The organism is Pseudomonas salicis (genome assembly GCF_057128705.1).
The window spans coordinates 192,115-217,564 of sequence record NZ_JBSKHU010000005.1 but is presented as its reverse complement, the minus strand read 5'-3'; the positions used below and the strand labels follow the sequence as shown (position 1 = coordinate 217,564).

Below are 25,450 nucleotides of genomic sequence, written 5' to 3'. Positions count from 1 at the left end.
GAGTTTATCAGCCAATGGCCTTCAAATGATGGGTGAAACATTCAGCGAGCCAGCGTGCGGCTGGCCCCAGTGGCTCGTCGCGGCGCCAGACCATTTCAACGACCAGCGCGGGTGGCGTCCATTCACTGCTCAGTTCGAGCATCTGATTTTGGTAGGTCGGGTATTGCACCACATGGCGCGGCAGCCAGGCCCAGCCCAGGCCGCGCATCAACAGCTCGGCCATGGCGTAAAAACTGTCAGCGCGCCAGACCTGCGGGCTGATCTGTTCGCCGCCGGGGTAGCCGCTTTGTTGCGGGGTGATCAGCAACTGCCGATGCCGCGCCAGTTTCTGTCGGGTGATGGCGGTTTCGCTGGCTAACGGATGCGTAATCGCACAAACCGTGACCATCTCCACGCTGCCGAGCACGCGCCGTTCGAGGGCTTCGGGCATTTGCTCGTGATGGAACAGCAGACCGAGGTCGGCCTTTCGCTCCAACAGCTTGCGCGCCACATCGCCCTGAGCACCGCTGGCCAGTTGAACCTCAACGCTGGGGAAACGCTCGTCTAGCGCTTCGAGACTGTCCAGCACCGGCTGATAGGGCATTGCTTCATCCAGGGCCAGCCGCAAACGTGCTTCTTGCCCGCGCATCAGGGCCATGGCACGGCCGTCGAGCCGGTCGCATTGCCGCAACAATTCCCGCGCCTCTTCGAGCAAGGCACTCCCCGCTTCTGTCAGGCGAGGCTGGCGTCCGCTGCTGCGATCGAACAGGCTCACCCCGAGGTCGGTTTCCAGCATCGCGATCGCGCTGCTGACCGCCGACTGCGCACGCCGCGACTCCCTCGCCACGGCGGAAAACGAACGCTGCTCAGCCACACTGACAAACAGACGGATCTGTTCGAGGCTCCATTCCATGACCTGCCAACCTATCAGCCTTTGAGATAGGTAATGACTTTACCCCATCTGAGCAACGGCTAAAATCGCCGTCATTGAAGAATGCATCTGCCCTGAGGGTTATCGCCATGTCCGCCTACTACCTGCTCGCCATCGCCATCTGCGCCGAAGTGATCGGCACTGTTTCCATGAAAGCCGTCAAAGGCCTGAGCACCCCGCTGCCGCTGCTGTTGGTGATCGTCGGTTACGCCGTGGCGTTCTGGATGCTGACGCTGGTGGTGCGCACGATTCCGGTGGGCGTTGCCTACGCGGTCTGGGCCGGAATGGGCATCGTCATGGTGAGTATTGCGGCGCTGATCATCTACGGCCAGAAACTCGACCTCCCTGCCATCGGCGGCATGGCCATGATCGTGGCGGGCGTGGTGGTGATTCAGCTGTTCTCCAAAACGGCTGGCCATTAAGAGGGCATGAAAAGCGGGTGATGGAGAAGCTGCTTCCCTTATAATGGCGCGATTCGTTTCGTCACCTGAGGTCTCCATGCCATCTGCTATCTCCACTGACGTCCTGATTGTCGGCGCGGGCGTTGCCGGTCTCTGGCTCAATGCGCGGCTGCGTCGCCAGGGGTTTTCGACAGTGGTGGTGGAGAACGCCAGCCTCGGTGGCGGGCAGACGTTCAAGTCGCAAGGGATCATTCACGGCGGCGCCAAGTACGCGCTGCACGGTGCACTGTCCGGTGCCTCCGAGGCCATCGCCGACATGCCCCGCCGCTGGCGCGAGGCGCTGGACGGCAAGGGTGAACTGAATCTGTCGGGGGTTCGGTTGCTGTCCGAAGCCCACTACCTCTGGTCGCCAGGCACCATCGCCGGCAATCTCACCAGTTTTTTCGCCAGCAAGGCCGTGCGCGGTCGTGTGGATCAGGTGAAGGGCAACGATCTGCCTCCCGCTCTGCAAGACCCACGCTTCAAGGGCAAGGTCTATCGCTTGGCCGAGCTGGTGATCGACGTGCCGAGCCTGGTGCAGAAACTCGCTGAACTCGCCGGAGACAGCCTGCTGGCAGGCGAAAAAATCGAGCCGTTGCTTCACGAAGGCGAACTGGTGGGCTTGCGGGTCGACGACCGTGATATTAATGCCCAGCGCGTGGTGCTGAGCGCAGGCGGCGGCACGGCCGATCTGCTCAAGGCACTGAACGTGAATCACCCGGCCATGCAGCGTCGTCCGCTGCACATGGTCATGGTCAAGGGGCCGACACTCAAGCCGCTGTACGCTCATTGCCTCGGCGGCGGGCCGAAACCGCGCATCACCGTGACCACGCACCCGGCTGCCAATGGTGAGTGGGTCTGGTACCTGGGCGGGGACATCTCCGAAGCCGATGGCGTGGCTCGCGAACCGGCCGAGCAGATTGCTTTTGCCAAGAAAGAGCTCGCGCAATTACTGCCGTGGGTCGATCTGAGCCAGGCGCAATTCGCCACGTTGCGGGTAGACCGCGCCGAGCCTCAGCAGACCGGACTGGTCCGCCCCGACAATGCGTTTCTCGACGTGCAGGGCCGTCTGATGGTGGGCTGGCCGACCAAACTCGCCCTCGCGCCTGATTTCGCGGACCGCGTGCTGGCTTCGCTCTCCCGTGATGACATTCACCCGATCCCACAGCCGCCGTCTCCGAATCTGCCCAAACCGCCACTGGCCGTACCGGCGTGGGATGAGCTGCTGCCATGAAGACCCTGCACGATCTGCATCGACCACTGGGCGGCCTCGGCATCGACGTGTCTCCCATCGGCTTGGGCACGGTCAAGCTGGGTCGTGATCAGGGCGTGAAATACCCGAACGGTTTCACCATTCCCGACGACGACGAAGCGCGCATGCTGCTCAAGCTGGCACGGGACTTGGGCATCAACCTGATCGACACCGCTCCGGCGTATGGCCGGAGCGAAGAGCGCCTCGGCCCGTTGTTGCGCGGCCAGCGTCAGGATTGGGTGATTGTCAGCAAGGTGGGGGAAGAGTTCGAAGCAGGTCAATCGAGTCATGACTTCAGCGCCGCGCACACGCGGATGTCAGTGGAGCGCAGCCTCAAGCGTCTGGAAACCGACTTCATCGACTTAGTGCTGGTGCACTCCGATGGCAACGATCTGCACGTTCTCAACGAATGCGACGTGTATCAAACGCTGGCTGAACTGAAGCGCGAAGGCAAGATTCGCGGCTACGGCTTTTCCGGCAAAACTGTCGAGGGTGGGTTGCTGGCTTTGCAGGAAGGCGACTGCGCCATGGTCACGTACAACCTCAATGAACAGGGCGAAAAGCCTGTGCTGGACTACGCTGCTGTCCACGGCAAAGGCATCCTGATCAAAAAGGCACTGGCCAGCGGGCACGTCTGCCTGAGTCCCGGCGTCGATCCGGTGCAGGCCAGTTTCGAATTGCTCTTCGAGCATCCTGGCGTCACCGGTGCTATCGTCGGAACGATCAATCCACTGCACCTGTCCCACAACGTGACCACTGCTGCTGCCGTGCTACATAACCCGCTTCTTAGTCGCTCCTGATGACAGGCGGCCGACCCCAACGCAAGAAGGAGCCGATATGCCGCGAACCCTGATAAGAAAGAACCCCAGCAACTTCAAGACCCTGCCCCTGTTCGTCGAAGCCACCCCCGAAAGCCTGAGTTACCAGAGCGTGGGGATGCCGCTCAATTTCTCCCAGACCCTGCAACGCCGTCGCAAGATCGAGGTGGAGGACAGCGAGCGGTTTTCGACTGAACTGGCGAACCTCGGTGTCTCGGTACGGCTGACGCTGAATTGGCAGAATCGGGACTATTGGGTGCTGGTGCGCCAACGACGTCAGGACCGGGGTGACGTGGTCCTGAAGCTGATTTCCGGTTACGTCCCGGCCCATGAGCTGAATCTTCCATTGCACACGGCGATTCAGGAAGTGGCCGAAGAATGCCTGATCGAAACCCCGCAAGGCTGGCTGGGCGGGCGTTTCAACGATACCTGGCTGCCCGCGCCTTACGCGGCTGCGTTGCATTATCGCGAGGCCATGCCCTTTCGCCTGAGCCCTCTGTCTGGCGCTGCCCGTCCGGTGCGCTGCGGCGCCATGACGCTGATCGAACGCCCTCGCGCCTATGTTCATCTGCCGACAGCCTCGTTGCAGTTGATCTACGACATGCGCCTGGAAGTGCCGAAAGAGGCCCGTCCGCTGAGCCTGTTTCACGTCGATGAGGCGCTGGAAAACGATCAACTCGTCGCCCGCCTCAATCGCAGCAAACCCGATCTGTACCTGATGCCTCTGGAGAACGGATCACCGCTGCCAGAGTTGTATACGCTCAAGAACGACAAGCTCACGCCTGCGGGAACCCGGGGGCTGTACCTGGCCGAAAGCTTTGCGGCGCAGGAAGGCTGGGTGGTGCGTGAAGAGCGGATTCGCTGGAAGGACTGGCTGTTGCAGCAAGGGATGGTGCCGCCGAAAGCGAAAAAGACCGGGATCAAGCGCCGGTTGAAGGTGGGGGCGAAGCAGCTGCTGCGCATTGCGCGGCAGAAGCTGCATAAGTCATAGGTCCAGGACGCCGCATTCTTATTGGAGTTAGCAAAAACCTGTGGGAGCGAAGTTATTCGCGAAGGGCCAGGACGTTCAACACATACGCGTCGCCTGGTCGATTGTTCGCGAATAAATTCGCTCCCACAGTTAGAAGCGTCCGCCTTCAGAGCTTCGAATGCCGACGCATAGATGACGACTGAACTACTGCCCGCGAATCTTCTCGACAATCGCCGTGGTCGAGCTGTTCTCGACCAGCCCCAGCACCCGAACCTCCCCGCCATACGCCTGCACAATCGACGCACCGACGACCTGATCCACGCTGTAATCCCCGCCTTTGACCAGCACGTCCGGCTTGACGTGGGTCAGCAGGTTTTCGGGCGTGCCTTCCGGGAAGCTGATGACCCAGTCCACGGCCCCCAGACCAGCCAGCACCGCCATGCGACGGTCGACGCTATTGATTGGGCGTCCAGGGCCTTTAAGGCGGCTGACTGATGCGTCGTCGTTAACCGCCACGATCAAACGATCGCCTTGGGCGCGAGCCTGCTCCAGGTAGGTTACGTGGCCCGCATGGAGAATGTCGAAACAACCGTTGGTGAACACGATCGTCTCGCCGTGGGCACGGGCGTCGTCGATGGCCAACAGCAGCTGGTCAAGGCTCAACACCCCGCGCTCGGAACCTTCAGCGCGCTGAATGGCGCGGCGCAGTTCAGGTGCGCTGATGGCCGCCGTACCCAGTTTGCCGACCACGATACCGGCGGCCAGATTGGCCAGCGCCACCGCATGGGGCAATTCCTCACCGGCCGCGATGGCCGCGGCCAGCGTGGAAATCACGGTGTCGCCTGCGCCTGTCACGTCGAACACTTCGCGGGCTCGGGCAGGCAGGTGCAACGCCTGCTGATCGGGACGCAACAGGGTCATGCCGTGTTCGCCACGGGTGACCAGCAACGCACCCAACTCAAGCTCGGACATCAATTGCGCGCCCTTCGCGACCAGTTCGGCTTCATCGACGCAATGGCCGACGATGGCTTCGAATTCGCTGAGGTTCGGGGTGATGACACTCGCGCCACGGTAGATCGCGAAATCCTTGCCTTTCGGGTCCGCCAGCACAGGAATGCCCCGGTCGCGAGCGGCCTTGATCAGCACTTGATGGTTTTTTAGCGCGCCTTTGCCGTAGTCGGACAGGACCAGCACCTTGACGCCCTCAAGCAGGGAATCGACTTCATCGCTCAAAGCGAGCGCGTCGGTGGCGAACGGTTCTTCGAAATCGATGCGCAGCAGTTGCTGATGGCGGCTCATGACGCGCAGTTTGACGATGGTTGGCTGATGAGCGATCTGCTGGAAACGTGCAGTCACGCCTGCGGCCTTGAGGCTGTTGCTCAAGCTTTCAGCGGCTTCGTCCTGGCCAGTCACGCCAACGAGCGAGGCTTTGGCCCCCAGTGCGGCGATGTTCAACGCCACGTTGGCGGCGCCGCCGGGACGGTCTTCGATCTGATCGACCTTGACCACTGGCACCGGGGCCTCAGGTGAAATCCTTGAGGTACCGCCATGCCAGTAGCGGTCGAGCATGACATCGCCCACTACCAGAACTGGTGCCTGATCGAAACGCGGCATGGACAACTTCATCGAACAACCCGTAACTAAGAATGAACAGGGGCGGAATCTTAGCACAGGGTTTCAATGGCTTGAGGCAGGAAGGGAAACTCGGTGTGACAGTCAGTGCCGATCACGGGTGTAGGAACGACACAACGCCATGTAGGAGCGCGCTTGCCCGCGAACTGGGTTGTGTCATTCGGTATTTGCGTATCTGGTCTGGCGCTATCGCGAGCAAGCTCACTCCTACAGGGTCGAAGGTCGCCCCGACATGTCGGGACAACACGGTTCGTTGTAGGAGCGAGCTTGCTCGCGATGACGGCTGGCCACGCAAAATCAAGGACAGTCGTTTACACCGCACCGACCGGCGCAGGCTCGTCCAGACCCATGGCGTGCAGGCGGGCGTAGTAGCCGTTCTGCACAAGCAGTTGTGCATGGGTGCCGCGCTCGACGATACGGCCCTGATCCATGACCAGAATCAGATCGGCCCGCTCAATGGTGGACAGCCGATGCGCGATGACCAGCGTGGTACGGCCTTTCATCACGTGGTCCAGCGCGGCCTGAATGTGCCGCTCGGACTCGGTGTCCAGCGCCGAGGTCGCTTCGTCGAGAATCAGCAGCGGAGCGTTTTTCAACAAGGCGCGCGCAATGGCCAGACGCTGACGTTGGCCACCCGACAGCAGTACACCGTTTTCACCCACCTGTGTATCGAACCCTTCAGGGAGCTGATCGACAAACTCCCTGGCATAGGCGTCCGCTGCAGCGGCTTCGATGTCGGCACGCGGCGCATCGGCCAGATCACCGTAGGCGATGTTATTGGCAACGCTGTCGTTGAACAGGGTTACGTTCTGATTCACCTGAGCCACATGCTTGCGAAGGTTACGCAAGCGATAGTTCTCGATCTCGACGCCATCGAGCAGGATCTCGCCCGAAGTGTGGTGATAAAAGCGCGGAATCAGGTTCGCCAGCGTCGACTTGCCGCTGCCTGAGCGGCCTACCAGCGCAATCATCTGCCCCGGTGCTGCCGAGAAACTGATGTCGTGCAAAACCTGACGCTCGGTCTCGGGGTAGGTGAAGCTTAAATTGCGGATTTCCAGATGCCCCTGCACCCGATCCAGCTCCACCGTTCCGGTGTCCACTTCCGGCTCTTCATCGAACTGTTCGAAAATGCTTTCCGCGCCCGCAACACCTTTCTGGATCGTCGAGCTGACTTCGGAAAGCTGACGAATCGGCTTGGGCAGCAAGCCTGCCGCCGTGATGTAGGCCACCAGATCGCCCGCCGTCGCATCGCCACGCAGCCACAGCACCAGAAACATCAGCACGGCCATGGCGGTGTAGATCACCAGTTGCAGCATCGGGGTGTAGATCGACCCCGTCTTGGTCATGCGCAGCTGTTTGTCGGTGTTGCTGGTGGAGGCCTTGGCGAAACGCTCTTCTTCATACGCCTCGCCGCCAAAGCTACGAACGACGCGATAGCCCTGAATGGTCTCGGAAGCGACGTGGGTCACATCCCCCATCGCCACCTGGATTTTCTTGCTCTGCTTACGGAATTTCTTGCTGGAGCTGCCGACCATCACGGCGATCAACGGCAGGATCGCCAGCATGACAATCGTCAGTTTCCAGTTCATCCACACCAGATAGAAGAACAGGAACACGATGGTCAGGCCTTCGCGGATCACCACTTTGATCGCGTCGGTCGCCGCACCGGTGACCATGGTCACGTTGAAAGTAATGCGTGAAATCAGGTGCCCGGTATTGTGGGTGTCGAAATAGCGATTGGGCAGGACCAGCAGTTTGTTGAACAACTCGACCCGCAGGTCGTGGACCAGGCCCAGCGAGACCTTGGCCAGGAAATAGTTGCCCAGATACGACCCCAAGCCCTGCCACGCCGCGATCAAGACGATCAGCAACGGCACAGCCTGCAGCAATTGCAGGTCCTTGAGGTATGGCGTGTCGGGAAACAGCGCCGCTTCGGGATTGGTCAGTCCATCGACGAAATATTTGAGAATGCCGGCCAGCATGGGCTGGGTCGAGGCGAAAATGACGAAACCGACGATGCTGAGCAGGAAGACGCCCACGTAAGGCTTCACGTAGGTCAGCAGTCGGAGATAGATTTTCAGGCTTGAGGATTCGCGGTTCTCTGGCGTGCTCATAGTCATCGATACGATAAAAAGAGCCGGAATACTAACACATGGGCGGGGGGTTGGGCCTCAGGCGGCAGGCTGGGGTATGATGGCGGCCATTTTCGAAGGAGCCCGCATGCGCGCACTCGCCTACTCTGACTACCAAGCCTTACGCAGAGATGCCGAAGTCATTGAAGCCGACTTCTTCGGAGACAAGGTGCTCCGCCTCACCGACGGCAACTTCATGAAGCTGTTCCGGCGCAAACGCCTGATCTCCTCCGCAGCGTTCTTTCCATACGCCAAGCGTTTCGCCAAAAACGCGCTGACCCTTCGCAAACGCGGCATTCCGTGCCCGGACGTGCTCGACACCTACCGGGTGGCGGATATTGCGCGCGACGTGGTGCATTACCAGCCGCTGCCGGGGCTGACCCTGCGTCAACTGATCGCCGACCCCGCGCATTTTCAGGACGCCACGCTGCTGCGCACATTCGGTCGTTTCGTGGCTGAATTGCACAATCAGGGCATCTACTTTCGTTCGCTGCACTTGGGCAACGTGGTAATGACCCCGGAAAACGAACTGGGGCTGATCGACATCGCCGACATGAAGACCCTGCGTCGTCCGCTGCGCAAAAACCTGTGCCTGCGCAATTTCCAGCACATGCGTCGCTACAAGAGCGACCATGCGTGGCTGCTTCAGCAGGATGGGGATCTGTTCTTCGAGAGTTACATCGAGCACAGCGCGCATCAGTGGAAACGCCAACTGCTCAGCGAGCACCTGGCGTTGGCGAAGGCGTAACGTGGGAATGGCTAGCTGAGCGCGGCCTTTTTCTCGGATTTACCGAGGCACAGCGACAGCACGAACGGCATCCACACCACCATCCACATGGCGCGCGCCCGGCCAAACACGGTGAACACGTCAAACTGCACGGCGACGGTGGCGAATACCCAGATCATCAGGATGGCCATGCCCAACGCCTCGTTGCGGTGACGCCAGGCACGCAGGCCCAACCACAGCCACAAGACGATCCACAGCACCGTAAACGGAATGCCGTACTGCACGGCCGTGTCGAGTATCAGGTTGTGACAATGGCCGAAGATGACACCGCCGGCCGAGACTTCGTAATCACTGCTCAGACCAATGCCCAGCCAAGGGCGTTGGTGAATCAAGTCGACGGCCCCCCTGATCAGCACCATGCGCTCGGAATCGCCGCGCTGCAGGATCGACGGTTCAAAAATGGCCAGGGCGACGGCGGCGACCAGCGCCAGAATCGCGAGGGTGCGATAGAACCGCCCGCCACCCAGCAACACGACCACGGCGGCCACGGCCATCAGCGAAACAATCGAGCCACGGCTGCCGGTCAGGATGACGAAGGCGACCGAACACGCCTGAAGCAGCGCCCATAGAACGCGCCCACTGTTTTTTTGCGGCCACCACGTACAGCTGAGCACCACCAGTGCGGCGATGGTGTAACCCGCAGGATTGGGGTTGTCCATGAAACCGCCGAAGCCGTACATCCGGTCGATGCCACGAATCGGGTAGGCGATCAGCGCAGCCAGAGAATACAGCCCCCCCAGCCCGCCCCACAAAATCAGCATGCTTTGCAGGGGCCGGTTGAACGTTCGTCCCCAGACGATCCAGCCCAGAATCAGCATGAGAAAGAACAGTTCGCGCTTGATGATGGTCAAGTAGCGCTCCGCCCCGTCACTCCACGCGAGCGAAATCAGTGACCAGACGAACAACAGCAGAAACAGCCAGAGCTCGCGGCGGTTGAGTACCGTATGGCGAAATTCGTGGAAATAACGAGCGATCAGGTACAGGCAAGGCAAGTAAACGAACGCAGTCAGCAGCCAACTGTAGAACTTCATCGTGGGTGTCAGCAGAACGCCCGCGACACTCCAGAACAAACCGAAGGCCAGTACCACACCGGCCAAGCCAAGATGCGCGCTGACCGTACGAAGCTGCTCACTACCCTGTGTGAAAACGCGGCTAACCCATGGCTGATTCTGTAGGGACTGACTCACTGTGCACCCTTGGGCTTACGGTATTTGAAAACGAAGTGTCGGAACCGCTTCCATGTCACGCGGTTCCAGCGGTGCACGGGCACACTGGCGAACAGGCTGCGAGCGAACGGTTTGTCCGCCACGACCGACTCTTTCAACGCCTTGTTGATGATCGCCAGACGGCCCGCTTCATAGGCAGGATTGTCCTGGTAGGCCTCGATCACTTTCAGGTCATAGATCAGCTGACTCTTATACGCCGTCTTGGAGATGTTGGTGTCGTGGCGTCGATACAGCGTGACTCGGTCCGGCAAAATATGCACCTGATAGCCCGCCTTGGCGATGCGCAGGGTCATCTGGAAATCCTGGACCTTGATTGTGGGGTCATAGCCGCCCACGTTGTCGATGGCTTCGCGCCGGTACATGGCGACCGGGCCGCCGACGGCATAGGCATCGGCCAACAGCTCGTCGAAGCTCCAGCGCTGGACCGGCGCATGGCTGGCCACCTTGTGCTTGAGGGGATTGCCAACGGAGTCGATGTAGATGACCTTCGCACCGAGCAACCCGACTTCCGGGTGCTCTTGCATGTAGCTGACCTGGCGGCGAATTCGTCCGGCCAGCATCACGTCATCGGAATCGTGGGTCACCACCAGATCGCCACGGGCGTGGCTCAAGGCGTTGTTGAGCGCGGCGCTGACGCCCTGGTTGTCCTGCTGATAGAACTGAAAATCATGAACCTTGCGCAGCGCTTCGATTTTCTCCGCGCTGGCGTCGGTGGAGCCGTCGTTGACGACGATCAGCTCAAAATTGTCGTAGTCCTGCTCCAGCACGCTAAGCAGGGACTCCTCGATGTAACGCTCATGGTTGAAACACGGCACTAAAATCGAGACTAATGGCCATTTCATACCCGCACTCGATCCTTGGCTTCTGGCTGCGCCTTCAATGGCCACATTTCTGAAGGCTGACGACGGATGTCCTGGCAACCTGACAGTGTGAAAAATGGCATGCGGAGATTATCTGGTTTCAAATTAATATCATTATTTTCAGCGCATGAACCGTTCAAATCAAATCCCTAATGCTGCCCGCAGCCTCTCGACACCGCTCACTGGCGCCTGCTCGCGCAATGCCGGCTCAAGCTCACGCACGATGCGTGCGCCAATCGCCCCGAATCCAAACTGAGACACTGCCAGATCGCGCCCGTTGACCGCAATACGCGCAGCAAGACTCGGATCATCCCGCAGGATCGCGAGCTTTTTCTGTAATTGGGGTATGTCGCTGTAAAACACCACGTTGTGCATGTCTTGCAGGCCCAACGCACGGCTCTCGGCGTCGCCTTGATCATAGGCAAACAGCACACAACCACAGGCCATTGCCTCGAAATTCTTGATCATGAATTCGCCCATGCCGACGTCTGCACTCACGAAGAAACGGATGCGGTTCAGGGTGTCGCCGTATTCCTGGCCGGACTTGGTGCGGGTCACCACCAGTTTCTCGACCTGGCCAAGCTCGTCAAGCAATGCCTTGCGACCGCTGTAGGCGACGCTATTGGTGCTGCCGACGAATGCCAGTTCGATGTCCCGCTCACGGCCTTGGTCGCTGAGCAACGTCTGATCGTAGCCCTTGGGCACGAACACCGCGTCAAAACCTTCTTCTCTCAGGCGCTCGCTGACCACGAAACCGGAACTGAGAACGCGCACCCACGGCAGCTTGCGGTAATGCGCGCTGAACTTGCCGGTGTACTTGCAAGGGATGTAGTTCTGATAGGCATCGTGTTCAAGGATCACCAGATTGGGGACCGTACGGATGAAGCCCGCCTGACGGATTTCCTGCTTGAACCGCAGGAAGAACACGATACGGTCGTATTTCTTGACGTCCACATGCTGGCGGAAATAGCGGCGCAGGTTGCGCTGCTCGTCAGAGGTCAGCCAACGCAGGTCACACTCGCAATGGGCTGCGACGCCTTCGTAAAGACGATCCAGAATGGCACGTTGCTCTTTCTGGACCAGAAACAAAACCTTCATGGGCTTCCTTTTAAAACCAGATCACTACCCGCCCGGCCGCTCAATCCCCGTTTCGGGGCAGAGGGCAATCAGATTTCCTTGCGCCAGAACAGTTCGTGCCGGCGCACGGCCTTTCTGAAAAATTCGTTTTCGCCTTCCGCCGGCCAGTGGCGACCGGCCAGCTTTTTCTGCAACCAGCGCCGAATGCGACGTTTGAGCGGCGCCGGCGGCTGCAGGTCATGCATCATACCCAAGGCCATGGCCTTGTCTCGCTGCCGTTCAGTATCCAGCTCGATACTGTAAGGCACTAATTCCTGCGCAGGATCGAACACCGGCGGCAAGGCGACCCCGCTATAGACATCGCCCATCGGCCAACGATCATTGTCATGAAGATGATTCGCGTAACCGAGTATCACGCTCGGTTGCCAGGCCAGTCCTTGCAACGCTTCCAGCACCGCCGCCTGCGAACAGATGTGGTCTGGATGCGGGTCGATGGTGGCGTGAGGCATGACCAACACTTCAGGCCTGGCCTCCAACAGCAGCGCGCGCAGATCGGCAATCAGGTTATTCCACGTCGGTGCGCCATCGGCATCGCCCGGCAACGTCAGCGTATTGAACTGCCTGAACAGTCGGGTATCGCACAGATCCGCTTCCCGGGAGGCGATCGGTCGATCGGGGGCCGCCTGCATCGCAGGCAATTGAAGGCAGAAGTAGCCCAGCTGAACGCAGCGGGATTCGGGCACTCCAGCCCAGCGCGGGACGGTGATGCTGTCCCACGCACGCAGCCGGCCCTTTGTCCGCGCCGCTTCGGCCGGGGCCATGCCCATCTCCTGATAGTGTTCGGCCTCGATTTCACCCGCGGTGAGTGTGACGATCCAGCTTTCGTCAGCCTGGCTGTACAGACCAAATGCCGCCAGTTCGGCGTCATCGGCGTGGGGCGCGATGACCATCACACGCTGGCGGCGGGCGTCGGGATGGGCAAACGACCACAGCCGGGGCTCGCCCTGAATGCTGCAGCGGCGCCCGCGAATACGCAGTTCGTTGGCGGTGAGCGCCGCGCTGAGCCCCGTGAGATTCAGATAGCGAAGCCCTTTCACACCGCGCTCGAAAGCTTGACTGTCGTGCAGATCGCCGCCGATCAACTCAACCGATGGGTCGAAGAAGCGCCCCAGCCATGAGCTCTTGATGCGCAACGCCAGAATCAGGGTTTCATCGCCGCTCAGCGGGGGCAGTTGATCGACCAGCAACCGATCACCCTGAACGCAGACCCCTGCCACCTCGTTCTGCGCGGGCAGCCGATACTGATAGTCGTCGCTCGGCGCGTAGAACAGATGATCGGAAAACCAGGCCTCATGAGCGACCCACCCCAGTAGCGCCAACACCGGTGGCAGCCACCAGGCGACGAGTACACCGAACAGCACCAGAATCGCCAATGCCACCAGCAGCGCCACACGCTTGTTGCGGCGGTGGCGCTTGAGCAATGCCTGTTTGCGGCTCAACGTTGAAATACCGGAACGGGGTTGCACCAACGATCCTTATACTCACGATCGGCGCGACCAAACGAGAAACGCAAGGCCTTGCCCCGCGCCCGTGCTTCTTCCCAGGCGCTCTGTGTGTTGAGAAAGCTCAACACGCTGCCAGGACTGAAATCGCGGGTTTCGGGGTCAACGCCGCCGTTGACGTATTCGATGCTGATCCACTCCGGCGCTTCGACGCGGTAGATCAGTTGAATGGCAATGGGCGCGTCATTCAGAAAGATCACCGAGCCGATCAGCAGATCGCGCAGCAGCTCGACCACCTCGGCCATGCGCTCGGCGCCCGTGGCAGCGAACCCCCACCGGCGCTGAAACAGATCGCAGTACATGCGGGCAATGTCGGCGCTGTTGAAGTCGGTGATAGGACGCACCACGCCGCCCGCCTCTTCCAGCAGACGCAGCTCGCGGCGCTGGTTGTAGCGAAACTTCTTGGAGAGGTCTTCGGGTGCGCGGGCCATCGCCAAAGACTCGGTCTGCGGCAGGAGTTCGGCAAAACGCCCCTGATTCAGCTCCGAAAGATAACGGCCGCGATGACGCAACGGGGCTTGGGTATCGGCAGCGGCGGGCAGAATCAGCTCAGCATTGCCCAGATCGAACAGGCCTTTTTTGCCGCGGCTTTTCAGCACGTCTTTGGACAGCGCCAGCGAACGCCCCCACGTCGGGATCGCGGCCTTCAACTCACCGCCTTGCGACCAGCCCAGATAACGCACGGGGATGTCAGCCAACCCGGCCAATCGCTCAACCACCAGAGGATGCGTGGCGACACTGCCGCCAAATCGGTCCCAGGCGCCCTGATACGCAGCCGCGTCGATGGGTGTCCAGCCACGTTCTCGCCAGGCTTGAAAACGATTGAGCATCAGGACTCCGCAGTCAGGTCGGTGACTTGCGGCAAACGCCAGAAGACGTTGCGAACGGCGTCGTCTGAGAACCGTTCACGCACACGATCCAGCATCATCTCGGCACAGGCATTTCGCTGTTCGGCATCCAGTCGCGACAGGTGCGCCAGGCCTTGGGCCAAGTGCTCGGCGTCGCCCAGCGGGAAGAGAATACCCACGCTTTCGACCACTTCCTTGGCACCGCCCGCCGCCGTGGCAATCACCGGCACGCCCGCGACCATGGCTTCCAGCAGGACCATGCCGAAGGGTTCGTGATCGGAACTGAGGGCGAACGCATCGAACGCCTTGAAATAGCGGCTGGCCAGGGGCACCTGACCTAGCAGCATGACCTGCCGACCGATGCCCAGCTCCATCGCCAGCTCTTTCAGGTCCTGCTCAAGACGCCCCTTGCCCAAAATCACCAGTTGGCTGTCAGCAGGCAGGTTGGGAAGTGCCTGCGCAAAACCGCGCAGCAGCGTGGCCTGATCCTTGTCAGGGTGAAGACGACCGACGTTTCCCACGACCCACGAGCCTTGCGGCAAGCCCAACGCTTCGCGAGCCTCTTCGCGTGACGCTTGGGTTGCGGCGAGTTGATCGATGTCAATGCGGTTATAAAGCGTTTGAATACGTCCGGTCGGCCATTTCGGCAGACACTTGCGCATATCGTCCCGCACCGCATCGGACACGCCGAGCAGGCTCAAACGCATGCGAAACAGGTGAGCGAACAGTTTTCGGCTGCGGCGCTCATAGTCGCCAAAGGCGTGATGCACACCGATCACCGGCAAGCGCGTGGCCAGTAAAGCGATGTAGATGGGCTTGAAACGATGGGCGATGCAGAACGCGAAATCCCGGGAGGCGGCGATTTTGCGCAAGTCGCGGATGGCGCCCAGCTTCAGGCCACGAATGGCCTTGGAGCTGTATTCCATGAACAGGACTTCATCCGACGAGCAGCCCGCTGCGACATCAGGGTCGGCAGCGCCCGTCAGGAATACCGTAGTGACCCGGTATCCCTTGCCCGCGAACAGGCTGGCGTATTGACGGGCACAGTCGAGGAACGGCCCGTCATAGCCGTGGCAGAACTGCAACACATGGCGCTCAGCCGAGCGTGTCATAAGCGTCCGCGCCGTCTTTGACTACCAGGATGTCTTCCATGATCAGGTACTGCAGGTCCGAGCCGAAGAACATGTTCAGCGCGTCGGTTGGCGAGCAGATCATCGGTTCGCCGCGACGGTTGAGCGAGGTGTTCAGCGACACGCCGTTGCCGGTCAGGTTTTCCAGCGCCTTCATCATGTCGTAGTAACGCGGGTTGTATTCGCGCTTCAGGACCTGGGCACGGGACGTACCGTCTTCGTGGACGACTTCCGGCACGCGGGTCTTCCACTCTTCGGCGACTTCGAAGGTGAAGGTCATGAACGGCGCAGGGTGATCGATCTTGATCATCTGCGGCGCCACGGTGTCGAGCATCGACGGGCAGAAAGGCCTCCAGCGCTCGCGGAACTTGATCTGGTGGTTGATGCGGTCGGCCACACCGGCCACGCTCGGGCAACCGATGATCGAACGACCGCCCAACGCACGTGGACCGAACTCCATGCGTCCCTGGAACCAGGCGACAGGGTTGCCGTCGACCATGATTTTGGCGATCTGCTCCGGCATGTTGTCGAGCTTGCGCCATGCAGGCGCGCTCGGGTGACGGGCACAGGCGGCGATAACGTCTTCGTTGCTGTACGAAGGGCCGAGGTAGACGTGTTCCATCTTCTCGACCGGCACACCACGGGCGTGAGAAACATAGGCCGCTGCACCGACCGCTGTACCGGCGTCACCGGACGCGGGCTGAACGAACAGCTCTTTCACTTCCGGACGCGCGATGATCTTCTGGTTCAGCTTGACGTTCAGCGCGCAGCCACCGGCGAAGGCAATCTTGCCGGTTTCCTTGAGGATGTCGCCCAGGTAGTGATCCATCATTTGCAGCGCCAGCTTCTCGAACAGCGCCTGCATGCTCGCCGCGTAGTGGATGTACGGCTCATCGGCGATGTCGCCTTCGCGCTTCGGACCCAGCCATTCGATCAGCTTCGGCGAGAAATAGAAGCCTTTGCCTTTCTCTTTATAACGGCGCAGACCGATGACGTTGGCGTATTCGGTGTTGATCACCAATTCGCCGTTTTCGAAGCTCGCCAGACGCGAGAAATCGTATTTGGACGCATCGCCGTATGGCGCCATGCCCATGACCTTGAACTCGCCGTCGAGCATTTCAAAGCCGAGGAACTCAGTGATCGCACCATACAGGCCACCGAGGGAGTCCGGGTCGTAGAATTCCTTGATCTTGTGGATCTTGCCGTTCTCGCCATAACCGAAAAAGGTCGTGGCGTACTCGCCCTTGCCGTCGATGCCCAGAATCGCGGTTTTCTCTTTGAAACCGGAGCAGTGATAAGCGCTGGAGGCGTGAGCCAAGTGGTGCTCGACCGGCTCGATCTTGACTTTTTTCGGGTCGAAGCCCAGTTGTTCGAGGCACCAGACGATCTTGTTGCGATAGCGCTTGTAGCGACGGTTGCCCATCAGGATGGCGTCGAGCGCGCGGTCCGGGGCGTACCAGTAACGCTTGGCGTAGTGCCAACGCGCTTCGCCGAACAGGCTGATCGGGGCAAACGGGATGGCCACCACATCGACATCAGACGGTTTGATGCCAGCCTGCTCAAGACAGAACTTCGCAGACTCGTACGGCATGCGGTTCTTTGCGTGCTTGTCGCGAACGAAGCGCTCTTCCTCGGCGGCTGCAATCAGCTTGCCGTCGATGTAAAGGGCTGCGGAAGGATCATGGCTAAGGGCGCCGGACAGGCCAAGGATCGTCAATGCCACTAGGGTCTAGCCTCTTAAAGTCTGCAAGCAGGCGTCGTGCGCCTGACAAATAAGGTGCGCCTGGCGCGGGTGCGGCGGGCAGCTAAAGGGCGGGATTATAGCGTAATGAACTGCGATATGGCGCAGCCCGAACAAAACCGCTTCAGGACACGCGACGACGCTGACCTGGCTCAATATGACTCAGCATCAGGGGCCATTATCGAAAACCCGGCTTGATGCCGTGCACTACATATCTACCGCCATTTCCTGATCGACTCGTGATTGATTCGCTCCATGAATCAAGCGGCCTGCCCGCGCCATGGATGCCCTGCCGGACAGGGCGAATCAGGAACCCCACATCATGCAGACGTTTACTCCCACGCGGCCCTCGCCCGCACTCACCCACCCTGCCGCTGCCAGTGCGCTCAAGCGTCTGACCGAGTCCTGCGAAACGCTGACGACTGAGCTGTTGCAGCTTTCCTCTCCACACGCCGCGCTGCTCGACGCCCTGAAAACCGGCGAACAAACCGCCATCGAGCAAGAAACCGGCACGCTGCTCGAGACGCTGGACACCTACTGGCGCACCAAAAGCGCCCAAGGTCAAAGCCGACGCAAACTGTTCACCACCTTGTTCGAAAAAGCATTACGGGACGAGGTCGCGCTCAAGTCCCATGAAAATGACTTGCTGCCGAACGCCCTGGAGTGTCTGCCCGGCTCGCTGGACACAGACGCACAGGACCAACCTACGGTCTGCGCACTGCACATTGCCATCGACGCGCACGCCCTGGCGGAAATCCATGGTGCGCTGGTCATGAGCCTCGCGTCGGGCCGCACTCTGCTCGCGCTGCCGGGCAGCGGCGTGTCGGAGTTCGCGACACAGCGATCCATGCTCGACACGGTCGCGCACTGGCTCAACGACAACGCATTGCGGTGGGGCTTGCTCATCAACGCCGAACAGCGTCATCAGGATGCCCTGTTTGCGGCCACGGACGATCCGGACGTGTATCTGGAGCCTTTCGACTCAAACGATGTGCAACTGCGCCTCGTCACCGGAAACCCTTATCGCCACGCCATCCAGCGCTTAATCGAGAAACAGCGCGCAGACGTGTTGTACGTCTGCGGCGAGGGACGAAACCCGGACTCGACCCTGCACGCGAATCAGATCGAAGGCGCGGTGAGCCTGTCAGGCGTGTTCGGCCCCCGGGCGATGCTGGAGCGACGCGAGCTGACTCTGGCCGAGCGCAAGGCGCGAATGGCGCTGCCCGACTGGATCAAACTGGCCTCGGGCGAAGACCTGGACGAATACCGTCAGCGTCTGAAACGTTTTGAGGACGGGCATACCGCATTGGCAAGCGCGCTGAACGGTGCGGCATCAGCGGAGCAATACGCGAAGGTGAGCTTGCGCGCACGCCTGGCCAGCGACCTTGGTTATGATCTGGCGCCCGAATCGATCACAGTCAGCACCCGTCGGACCCTTCCGGTGACGCGTGAGACCTACACCGTCACCCGCACACTCCCGGAACTGGCGTTGTACGGTCTGCACCCGAATGACCTGAGCGAAGGCTCGGAATTCCTGACCCATACCACCGTGAATATCGACGGCCGCCCCGTCGGAGCTACCCATGCCTCGCTGACTCCAGCGTATGCCGGCCGAGTGGTCGATGAACTGAAACTGCGCTTGAGCTTTGCTGAGTACCAGCGCGAAGCCTACGGAAAGCCGGCCAACCAGAAACTGATGCGTGAACTGCTCGACCTGCAAATCGCCGAATCCGCGTATGTCGCCAAAATGCAGGGGCACCTCTCGCTTGACGACTTCAACGTGGTAACCGCAGTGACTGAGGGCGTGCTCACCGCCACCGACCAGGTGTTACGCATTCAGCACATCAGGATCAATAACCGGGCCACGCTGAGTCGCACCCTGGTGTTCCGAAAGGAAAACGCGGCGGGCGAACTGCAACGGCTGATCATGTTCGCCTCGGACGCCCCTCGCCCTCAGCTGTTCCAGAGTTTCAACAGCGAGACGCAAATGCTCCACGAACTGGTGGCCTGGACCGCCAGCCCGGAAATGACCCGCTACCTCATCGACCAACTGAATGTGGCTGATCGTCCCGCGCTCAATTCAACCCTCGACGCACTGCGTGAGAAGCCGTTTCCTCGCGCCGATTTTTTGCGCCTTGTCACTCAGGAAAGCTACGACAACGCGCTGCAAACCCTCGTCATCCAAGGGATGAACGTGGTGCGCTCGCAGAATGAGGCCCACACCCCGAACTGGTACATCCGCGCCAGCAGTGAACAGCGTCAGCAGCTGCTGGCGCTGGAGGACGCGGCCAACGGGGCTATCACGAACTATGCCGCGCAGCCGCACACACGGGTTCAGGATTTCGAAGACTATGTTCATCAGCGCGCCAGCGAGAAGATTTGTCAGTTACTGAAGGTGCCGACGGGAACGGTCGATCCTGATCACATCATCGTGAAGACCGAGCGTGAAGCGCTGAGCTACACCGCAATGATGCGAAACGGCTACGACGACAGTTTTGGCGTGTTTAAACCCACGGCCGACACGACGGCCACGTTCAGCGGTCCGCAGGGCATCGACCTCAGCCCGTTGACGCCCGCCTCCGTTGCCGGGTCGGTTCGGGGAAAATGGCTCGCCGACGCTTATCGCGATCTGGTGAAACGCACGCTGCTTGATCCGCAGTCCGAAGGCTACGGCTACCGGCGCCAGACCCGCGCGCTGATCACACGCCTGAACATGCAGGCCGCCGCCCTGCGCAGCCTGCTGAAGGGGCACATCGACGAAACGCAGTATGAGTGGCTGCAACAGAGCATCCGCCATCTGAACGACGCGACGCCCGAGGTTCGCGCTCACCACCCCGTCTATCCATTGCAGATCCACATCGACAAGCCCTTCATCGCGCTGCACATGGGCGGGATCAGTCAGTTGGTGGTCACCGACACGAACTTGATCCACATCGAAACCGTTCAGGGTTGCTATGCACTGATGCCGACGGAAGTCAGACTGGCGGCGCTGCTGTACACGCCAAATGCGCCGGACGGTCTGGAGTTCAGGGCCTTCAGTTCGTTCGTTGATTCCCTCGGTGCGCCGGGGATGATCGATTACTACAAGGACCGCTGTCGCATCAACGCCCGCCGCGTGCTGTCGTTTTTTCTGAATGACATGAAAACAGGCAATGGCAATAAACGACCGGTGCTGCCTGCCGAGCCTATCGCCGACTTCGCGCAGGTTTGCTTCAACCGAAAGATCGAACGCAAACTGCGCGACGCCGAAGAAACCTCCACCAATCGCCATGACATGCTGAGCCAGGTGATCTGGAACAGCGTGGACATCATCGCCACCGTAGTGACGGCGCCCTTTCCACCACTGAGTTTTGCCGTGGGTGTGGCCCTCGCGTTACGCGATGCGGGCAAGGCGGTTCAGGCACTGGCCGGGCATGAGCCGGAATCGGCGTCGGGTCTGTTTCTCGCGGCAGGGTTGAACCTGCTGGGGGCTTACGGCGACTTGAAACAAGGACTGAAAGGCTTTGGCGGCGTTGCACGCAAGCTGGCCGAGCGCTCGAAACAGGGGGCACGTCCCGCAGCGCTGAAAAAACCGTCACGCACACGGATGAAGCTGCATCCGGTGAAGCTCGAAGACGAACACTTTCTCCTCGGCCCGCCCAATGCCAAGGGGCAGGCGCAGGTGTATGACAACGCCGGCTTCGAACCGGATGACGCCTTCCCGACCGGTCACTACGCCAGCAAGAATGACGACGGCGTCTGGCAGCCACTGGATCAACCCTCTGCGTCCTCGCCTTCCAGCGCAGTCAATGACTACCGCGTCACCGGCGTGTCCCTGCAGGATCTGCCGCGAGTGACCGAAGGCCATGCCAACGGCGTGAGCCTCGGCCAGGGCAAGCATTACATCGAGATGAACGGCGAGGTGTATCAAGTGCACTACGACGCCAGCCTGCATTGCTGGCACATCGTCGATCCGCAGAACCCGTTCGCGTTCTTCGGTCGTCAGCCGGTGCGCCTGAACGAACAGGGGCAGTGGCAACGCATTTCACGCTCGGGCTTGCGCGGCGGGAATGACACTCCCGGCACGTTCAACCCTCTGCGCGAAGACACCCATGCAGGCACCCCAGATGCAGGGCTGCAAGCGTGGGAGTTACCTGCCAATCTGCAACCGCACATGGAAGAGATTTTGACCGGCACGTCCATGGACCCCGTGGCGTTGGGTCTGGAGGATTTCTTCGCGGCCTACTACGGCGATATGCGCCGAACCTATAGCGAGCTCAGGGAAACACTGTATCGCGACGCTCGGGCGTTCTTCGCCGAACCGATCGCACTCCCGGCGCGTCCCGCCCTTCCCGCCGTCGATGCCTCGACCACGGTCGGCGACTTTCTGGAGAGTGTCTTTGCCAACAGCAACGGTCTGGTGTTCGGTGAAGCCCCCAAATCCATCGCCAGCAAACGCCTGCTGATGACAAACATGAAGCCCCTCGCCGAGCAGCGAGTCGAGGTGCTGTACATCGAACATGTGTTCACGGACAAGCACCTGCGCAAGCTGGCGAAGTATCGCGCCAAGGGCAGCCGGGTTCGCGCCGGATCCCATGAGATCAAGGCTCATCTCAGGTACCTGAACAACAAGGCGCTGGATAACATGAGTCGCGAATTCGACTATTACCACCTCATCAAAGAGGCCCATCGTCACGGGATCGAGGTGCGCCCCTTGAATTCGTCGGTGAGTTATCCGGTCATGGCGTTCCCGGTGTCCGGGGCCGCCGGGGATAGCGCTGCTGCTCAAAAAATGAGCAATTTCTTCGGCCACAAAGTGATCGGCAGTGACGCGGCCGCCGAACCGACCCGACGCTGGGTGGCCTTGGTCGATCAGAAGCTCGCCACGACCCATGAGCACGTCCTCGGCATCGCTGAGCTGGAAGGCGCCATTAGTGTGCGTATCGAAGACGTACCTGCAGGCCGGGCAACGAAAATCAGTCAGGAAGCCACGCTGGTCAATACCGAGACGAACATGGCGTCGAGCGATTTCAAGATCGAGTTCCCCTCTTCCAGCCTGGCAGAACCTGCAACGGCTCCCGTGATTGCGGCGTCGCCTCCGGCTGCTATCCCTCAGTCCTCCGGGGCGCACGCCTCAGGAGCCAGCCTTGGATTTCAGTGGGACGAAGCTACCGGCTGGCAGCACATCGACCCTGAGCAATGGCTGCCAGAGACGCCGCCGACCGCGCTTCAGCAGTCGCTCGCCGACGCGCGCTACGACATGCCATTCGAGTCGCACGCCATCTTGTATGAGCTGGCGTATAAGGAGCATCGAGGGCTAAACAGCGAGTATTTTTTCTTCAATGAACGCCTGAATGACGTGGAGGACGTTTTCTTTGGCCTGCGGACGAAACTGCGCCACGACGCGCGCGAAATTCTGACAGCCGATCTCCCCCCGCGCCCGACGATGCCTTCGGTGGAACCGGCGCTGAGCGCCCCACAGTTCATTCAGCGCCTGTACGAGCACACCGATGGAATGGTCGTCGGGGAGTTTCATGCGTCCGTGGGCAGCAAAAAATTCCTCATCGACAACCTGTCACTGCTGGCGGAACAACAGGTGAAAACCCTGTACATGGAGCATCTGCTGACCGACCTGCACCAACTGCATCTGGACCGGTTTCATGAAACGGGTCAAATGAGCAATGAGCTTTTGAACAGCCTCCAGCATCTGGATCGAGGTCAGTTGACGGATCCGGCCAAGGCTTACAATTTCGAGATGCTAGTGATCAAGGCGCGAGAGCACGGTATTGAGGTCCGCGCCATCGATTGTGCAGCGAGCTATCACCTCAAGGGCGTGCGCGAGACCAAGACCACTCGACAGGAGATGATGAATTATTTTGCGTCCCGGACGATTCGTCGACATCAGGCGGTTGTCGGGCGGCACCGCTGGGTCGCGCTGGTCGGCAACAGCCATTCCAACCGTTACAACCAAGTTCCGGGGGTGGCCGAACTGGAAGGCGCCATCGGCGTGCGGGTCGATGACGTGGCACCGGGCACCTCGCAGGGCATCGTTCGAGATCCGGGCGAAAGCGCCCGGGCGTCAATGACCCGAGCAAACGCATTCGTGAAGGGGGATTTCAAGCTCGAAGTGGAGGTGCCGGGCAGGATCAATCAAGTCAGCCCCACCCGCATTCTGGCGCCACAACCACTGTCACTGGAGCAACGTCTGGCACGGCCGGGCATGTTCGTGACCGAACTGGAACTGGATGATGTGTACGTGATTGTCCACAGGACAAGAACGGGCGAAATCTTGCGCACGCCGGTGCAGGTCGATGAGGCCGGCAAGGTGTTCGTGGATCGTCCGGCGTGGCCAGCGGTACATCTGCAACCCTATGACGACCTTGATGCCCTGATTCTGGCGCTTGAAGACATCAACCTGACGCGAGTGGGGTAAGCCTTTAGCAGCACGGTGGGCCGGCGGTGGCGCCATTGAAATCGCTGCCGCCGGCAAGTCGGACTGCTACAGGGACGGATGTCGTTAGTACGTCTGCCCGACTCCCTCACACCGCTTTTGGCAAGCGCTGTTCCAGCAACTGGTGCAGCGCGCTGTCGGCGGGCCAGTTGCGCATGAAACGCGCGCGGTCCTTGGCGAACGCGGCAGCAAACGCGCTTCGCGAATTGTGCTGGCACATGGCGTCGAGGTCGATCAGCGCCCAGCGGTCCTGGTGCCAGAACACGTTATGGCCCTTGAGGTCGCCATGGCTGATGCGCTCGCGAATCAATTGCTCGAACAGTGCGTCCAGCGCCTGCAGTTCGTTTTCCGGCGCATCCCCCGATGCCACGTAAGGCGCGAAACGTTCGATGACGTCCGGGCCCGGCAGGTATTCGGTGACCAGATACGCCTTGCGTCGCAGCCAGAAAAAACGCTGTTCCAGCAAGGCCAACGGCTTGGGCGTGGCAATGCCGAGGAACATCAGGCGATTGCCCTCGCGCCATGAATGCCAGGCGCGGCTGGGGCGCCAGAAGCGCTTGAGCCAGTGGGCGAAGTTCTTGATGTTGTAGCGTTTGATTACCAACGGTCGGCCATCAACCTCAGTTTTGGCCACACTGGCGGCGCCGCCGGTCTTGTAGAGGTGGCCGCTGTCGATCAGGGTGTAGGCCTTGTCCAGCACCGGCAGCATCGCCGCCTCTTCCTCGCGACGAATTGCCCGCAGACCAAATGGGCCGTCCGATACGCTGAACAGGCTGCACTCGCGCCCGATCTTGATCAGGTAATCCCGCAGTCGCCAGTCGCTGACTTTGTCGATCTGCTTTTGCAGCGCTTCGACCGGCAGCGCGTGCTCGCCATTGCTCAGAAGGTAGTAGACCAGCAGTTCTTCAGTGAACGGCGCCAGGGACTTGGGCAACTGAGCGAAAAACACGCCGAGGTTTTCCAGGACTTTTGGGCGGGACAGCGGCTTGCCCGCTTCTTCGACCCGAATTCCGGCGCCGTCGATCAGGTACAGCTGGCCGTTCTGTCGCAGCAGATTGTCGAGGTGCAGGTCTTCTTGCCACAGCCCCTTGGCGTGCATCTGGCCAACGGCGGCGAGGGCTTCGCTCAGCACGGTGGTTTGCTCGTCGGCCAGCGGCGGCAGGTGCTCGACGGCTTTCCAGGCTTCGCCGAGGCTTTCGGCCTGATCGAGGAATTCGAAAAGGAGCCAGCCGCCTTCGCCTTCGTTCAGCCCTTCGGCCAGCAGCAATGGCGTGGTCAAGCCTTGCTCGGCAAGGAGCTGCACCCCGGCGCGCTCACGCTGAAAATGCCGGGGCGCCTTGCTGCCCACCAGCAATTTGGCGAGCACCGGACGCCCACGCCATATGCCCGCGCCTACGTAACGTTGACCCGGCAGCACACGCACCAGGCTCAACAGCTGCAATTCGGCAGGTCCTGCCGCATCCGCCAACGCAATGCTCATCGGCAGCGTCGGGGTACGACCGGCGTTTTTCAGTTCAGACAAACGCATCGGCGCCCTCTTCGATCAAACATGAAATGAAACGCAGACCCTGCGAACGATGATGAACCTGTAGGAGCGAATTTATTCGCGAAAAATGGTTCGGCTCACGCAAGTAC

The 25,450-nt window shown here is 60.5% G+C and carries 17 protein-coding genes; 6 read left to right on the top strand and 11 right to left on the bottom strand.

Features of this window, described 5'->3' with window-relative positions:
• Positions 1–7 precede the first annotated feature (7 nt).
• Positions 8–892: a LysR family transcriptional regulator gene (locus tag ACWKWE_RS19460; protein ID WP_166596042.1), complete on the bottom strand. Its 885-nt coding sequence runs from the start codon at positions 890–892 to the stop codon at positions 8–10.
• A gap of 107 nt (positions 893–999) precedes the next feature.
• Between ACWKWE_RS19460 and ACWKWE_RS19455 the strand changes: the two genes are divergently transcribed.
• From ACWKWE_RS19455 to ACWKWE_RS19440, 4 genes are all read left to right on the top strand, one after another.
• On the top strand, positions 1,000–1,332 hold the full coding sequence (locus tag ACWKWE_RS19455; RefSeq protein WP_166596043.1) for a DMT family transporter: 333 nt from the start codon (positions 1,000–1,002) through the stop codon (positions 1,330–1,332).
• 76 nt (positions 1,333–1,408) lie between these two features.
• Positions 1,409–2,584 carry an NAD(P)/FAD-dependent oxidoreductase gene (locus tag ACWKWE_RS19450; RefSeq protein ID WP_483851424.1) on the top strand — a complete coding sequence of 392 codons (1,176 nt, stop codon included), beginning with the start codon at positions 1,409–1,411 and terminating at the stop codon, positions 2,582–2,584.
• Positions 2,581–3,402 (top strand): aldo/keto reductase, encoded by an 822-nt coding sequence (locus ACWKWE_RS19445; protein WP_483851423.1) that lies wholly within the window; start codon positions 2,581–2,583, stop codon positions 3,400–3,402. Before ACWKWE_RS19450 ends, ACWKWE_RS19445 begins: the two co-directional genes overlap by 4 nt.
• Before the next feature lie 37 nt (positions 3,403–3,439).
• A complete protein-coding gene (locus tag ACWKWE_RS19440) occupies positions 3,440–4,411 on the top strand; it encodes a metal ABC transporter ATPase (RefSeq protein ID WP_166596046.1) in 972 nt (323 codons plus the stop codon).
• A 183-nt stretch (positions 4,412–4,594) separates the two neighbouring features.
• On the opposite strand, the gene hldE is transcribed toward ACWKWE_RS19440, so the two are convergent.
• Both hldE and msbA read right to left on the bottom strand, forming a co-directional pair.
• Positions 4,595–6,016, bottom strand: a complete 1,422-nt coding sequence (gene hldE / locus ACWKWE_RS19435) for a bifunctional D-glycero-beta-D-manno-heptose-7-phosphate kinase/D-glycero-beta-D-manno-heptose 1-phosphate adenylyltransferase HldE (protein WP_483851422.1) — start codon at positions 6,014–6,016, stop codon at positions 4,595–4,597.
• Positions 6,017–6,333: 317 nt separating this feature from the next.
• Entirely contained in the window at positions 6,334–8,136 is a 1,803-nt protein-coding gene (gene msbA / locus ACWKWE_RS19430; RefSeq protein WP_483851421.1) for a lipid A export permease/ATP-binding protein MsbA, read from the bottom strand.
• A 106-nt stretch (positions 8,137–8,242) separates the two neighbouring features.
• Here msbA and ACWKWE_RS19425 point away from each other — a divergent pair, with 106 nt between their 5' ends.
• The gene (locus tag ACWKWE_RS19425; RefSeq protein ID WP_166596049.1) at positions 8,243–8,902 is read left to right on the top strand and encodes a protein kinase family protein; all 660 of its coding nucleotides are present in this window, start codon (positions 8,243–8,245) and stop codon (positions 8,900–8,902) included.
• Positions 8,903–8,913: 11 nt separating this feature from the next.
• Here the strand turns inward: ACWKWE_RS19425 and ACWKWE_RS19420 are convergent, their stop codons facing one another.
• From ACWKWE_RS19420 to ACWKWE_RS19390, 7 genes are all read right to left on the bottom strand, one after another.
• Entirely contained in the window at positions 8,914–10,128 is a 1,215-nt protein-coding gene (locus ACWKWE_RS19420; RefSeq protein ID WP_483851420.1) for an O-antigen ligase family protein, read from the bottom strand.
• Complete coding sequence (locus tag ACWKWE_RS19415; RefSeq protein ID WP_166596051.1) at positions 10,125–11,009, bottom strand: glycosyltransferase family 2 protein; 885 nt, start codon at positions 11,007–11,009, stop codon at positions 10,125–10,127. Before ACWKWE_RS19415 ends, ACWKWE_RS19420 begins: the two co-directional genes overlap by 4 nt.
• A gap of 159 nt (positions 11,010–11,168) precedes the next feature.
• Positions 11,169–12,125 carry a glycosyltransferase family protein gene (locus tag ACWKWE_RS19410; protein WP_166596052.1) on the bottom strand — a complete coding sequence of 319 codons (957 nt, stop codon included), beginning with the start codon at positions 12,123–12,125 and terminating at the stop codon, positions 11,169–11,171.
• Positions 12,126–12,193: 68 nt separating this feature from the next.
• Positions 12,194–13,603 (bottom strand): PIG-L deacetylase family protein, encoded by a 1,410-nt coding sequence (locus ACWKWE_RS19405; protein ID WP_483851629.1) that lies wholly within the window; start codon positions 13,601–13,603, stop codon positions 12,194–12,196.
• Positions 13,600–14,496: an antimicrobial resistance protein Mig-14 gene (locus tag ACWKWE_RS19400; RefSeq protein WP_341960370.1), complete on the bottom strand. Its 897-nt coding sequence runs from the start codon at positions 14,494–14,496 to the stop codon at positions 13,600–13,602. Before ACWKWE_RS19400 ends, ACWKWE_RS19405 begins: the two co-directional genes overlap by 4 nt.
• Positions 14,496–15,626, bottom strand: a complete 1,131-nt coding sequence (locus ACWKWE_RS19395) for a glycosyltransferase (RefSeq protein WP_483851419.1) — start codon at positions 15,624–15,626, stop codon at positions 14,496–14,498. Before ACWKWE_RS19395 ends, ACWKWE_RS19400 begins: the two co-directional genes overlap by 1 nt.
• The gene (locus ACWKWE_RS19390; protein WP_166596055.1) at positions 15,610–17,367 is read right to left on the bottom strand and encodes a carbamoyltransferase family protein; all 1,758 of its coding nucleotides are present in this window, start codon (positions 17,365–17,367) and stop codon (positions 15,610–15,612) included. The genes ACWKWE_RS19395 and ACWKWE_RS19390 overlap by 17 nt, the downstream gene beginning before the upstream one ends.
• Positions 17,368–17,707: 340 nt before the next feature.
• On the opposite strand from ACWKWE_RS19390, the gene ACWKWE_RS19385 reads away from it, so the two are divergent.
• Entirely contained in the window at positions 17,708–23,797 is a 6,090-nt protein-coding gene (locus tag ACWKWE_RS19385; protein WP_483851418.1) for a dermonecrotic toxin domain-containing protein, read from the top strand.
• Between the two features lie 106 nt (positions 23,798–23,903).
• Here the strand turns inward: ACWKWE_RS19385 and ACWKWE_RS19380 are convergent, their stop codons facing one another.
• Positions 23,904–25,343 (bottom strand): lipopolysaccharide kinase InaA family protein, encoded by a 1,440-nt coding sequence (locus tag ACWKWE_RS19380; protein WP_483851417.1) that lies wholly within the window; start codon positions 25,341–25,343, stop codon positions 23,904–23,906.
• Between the last annotated feature and the right edge of the window lie 107 nt (positions 25,344–25,450).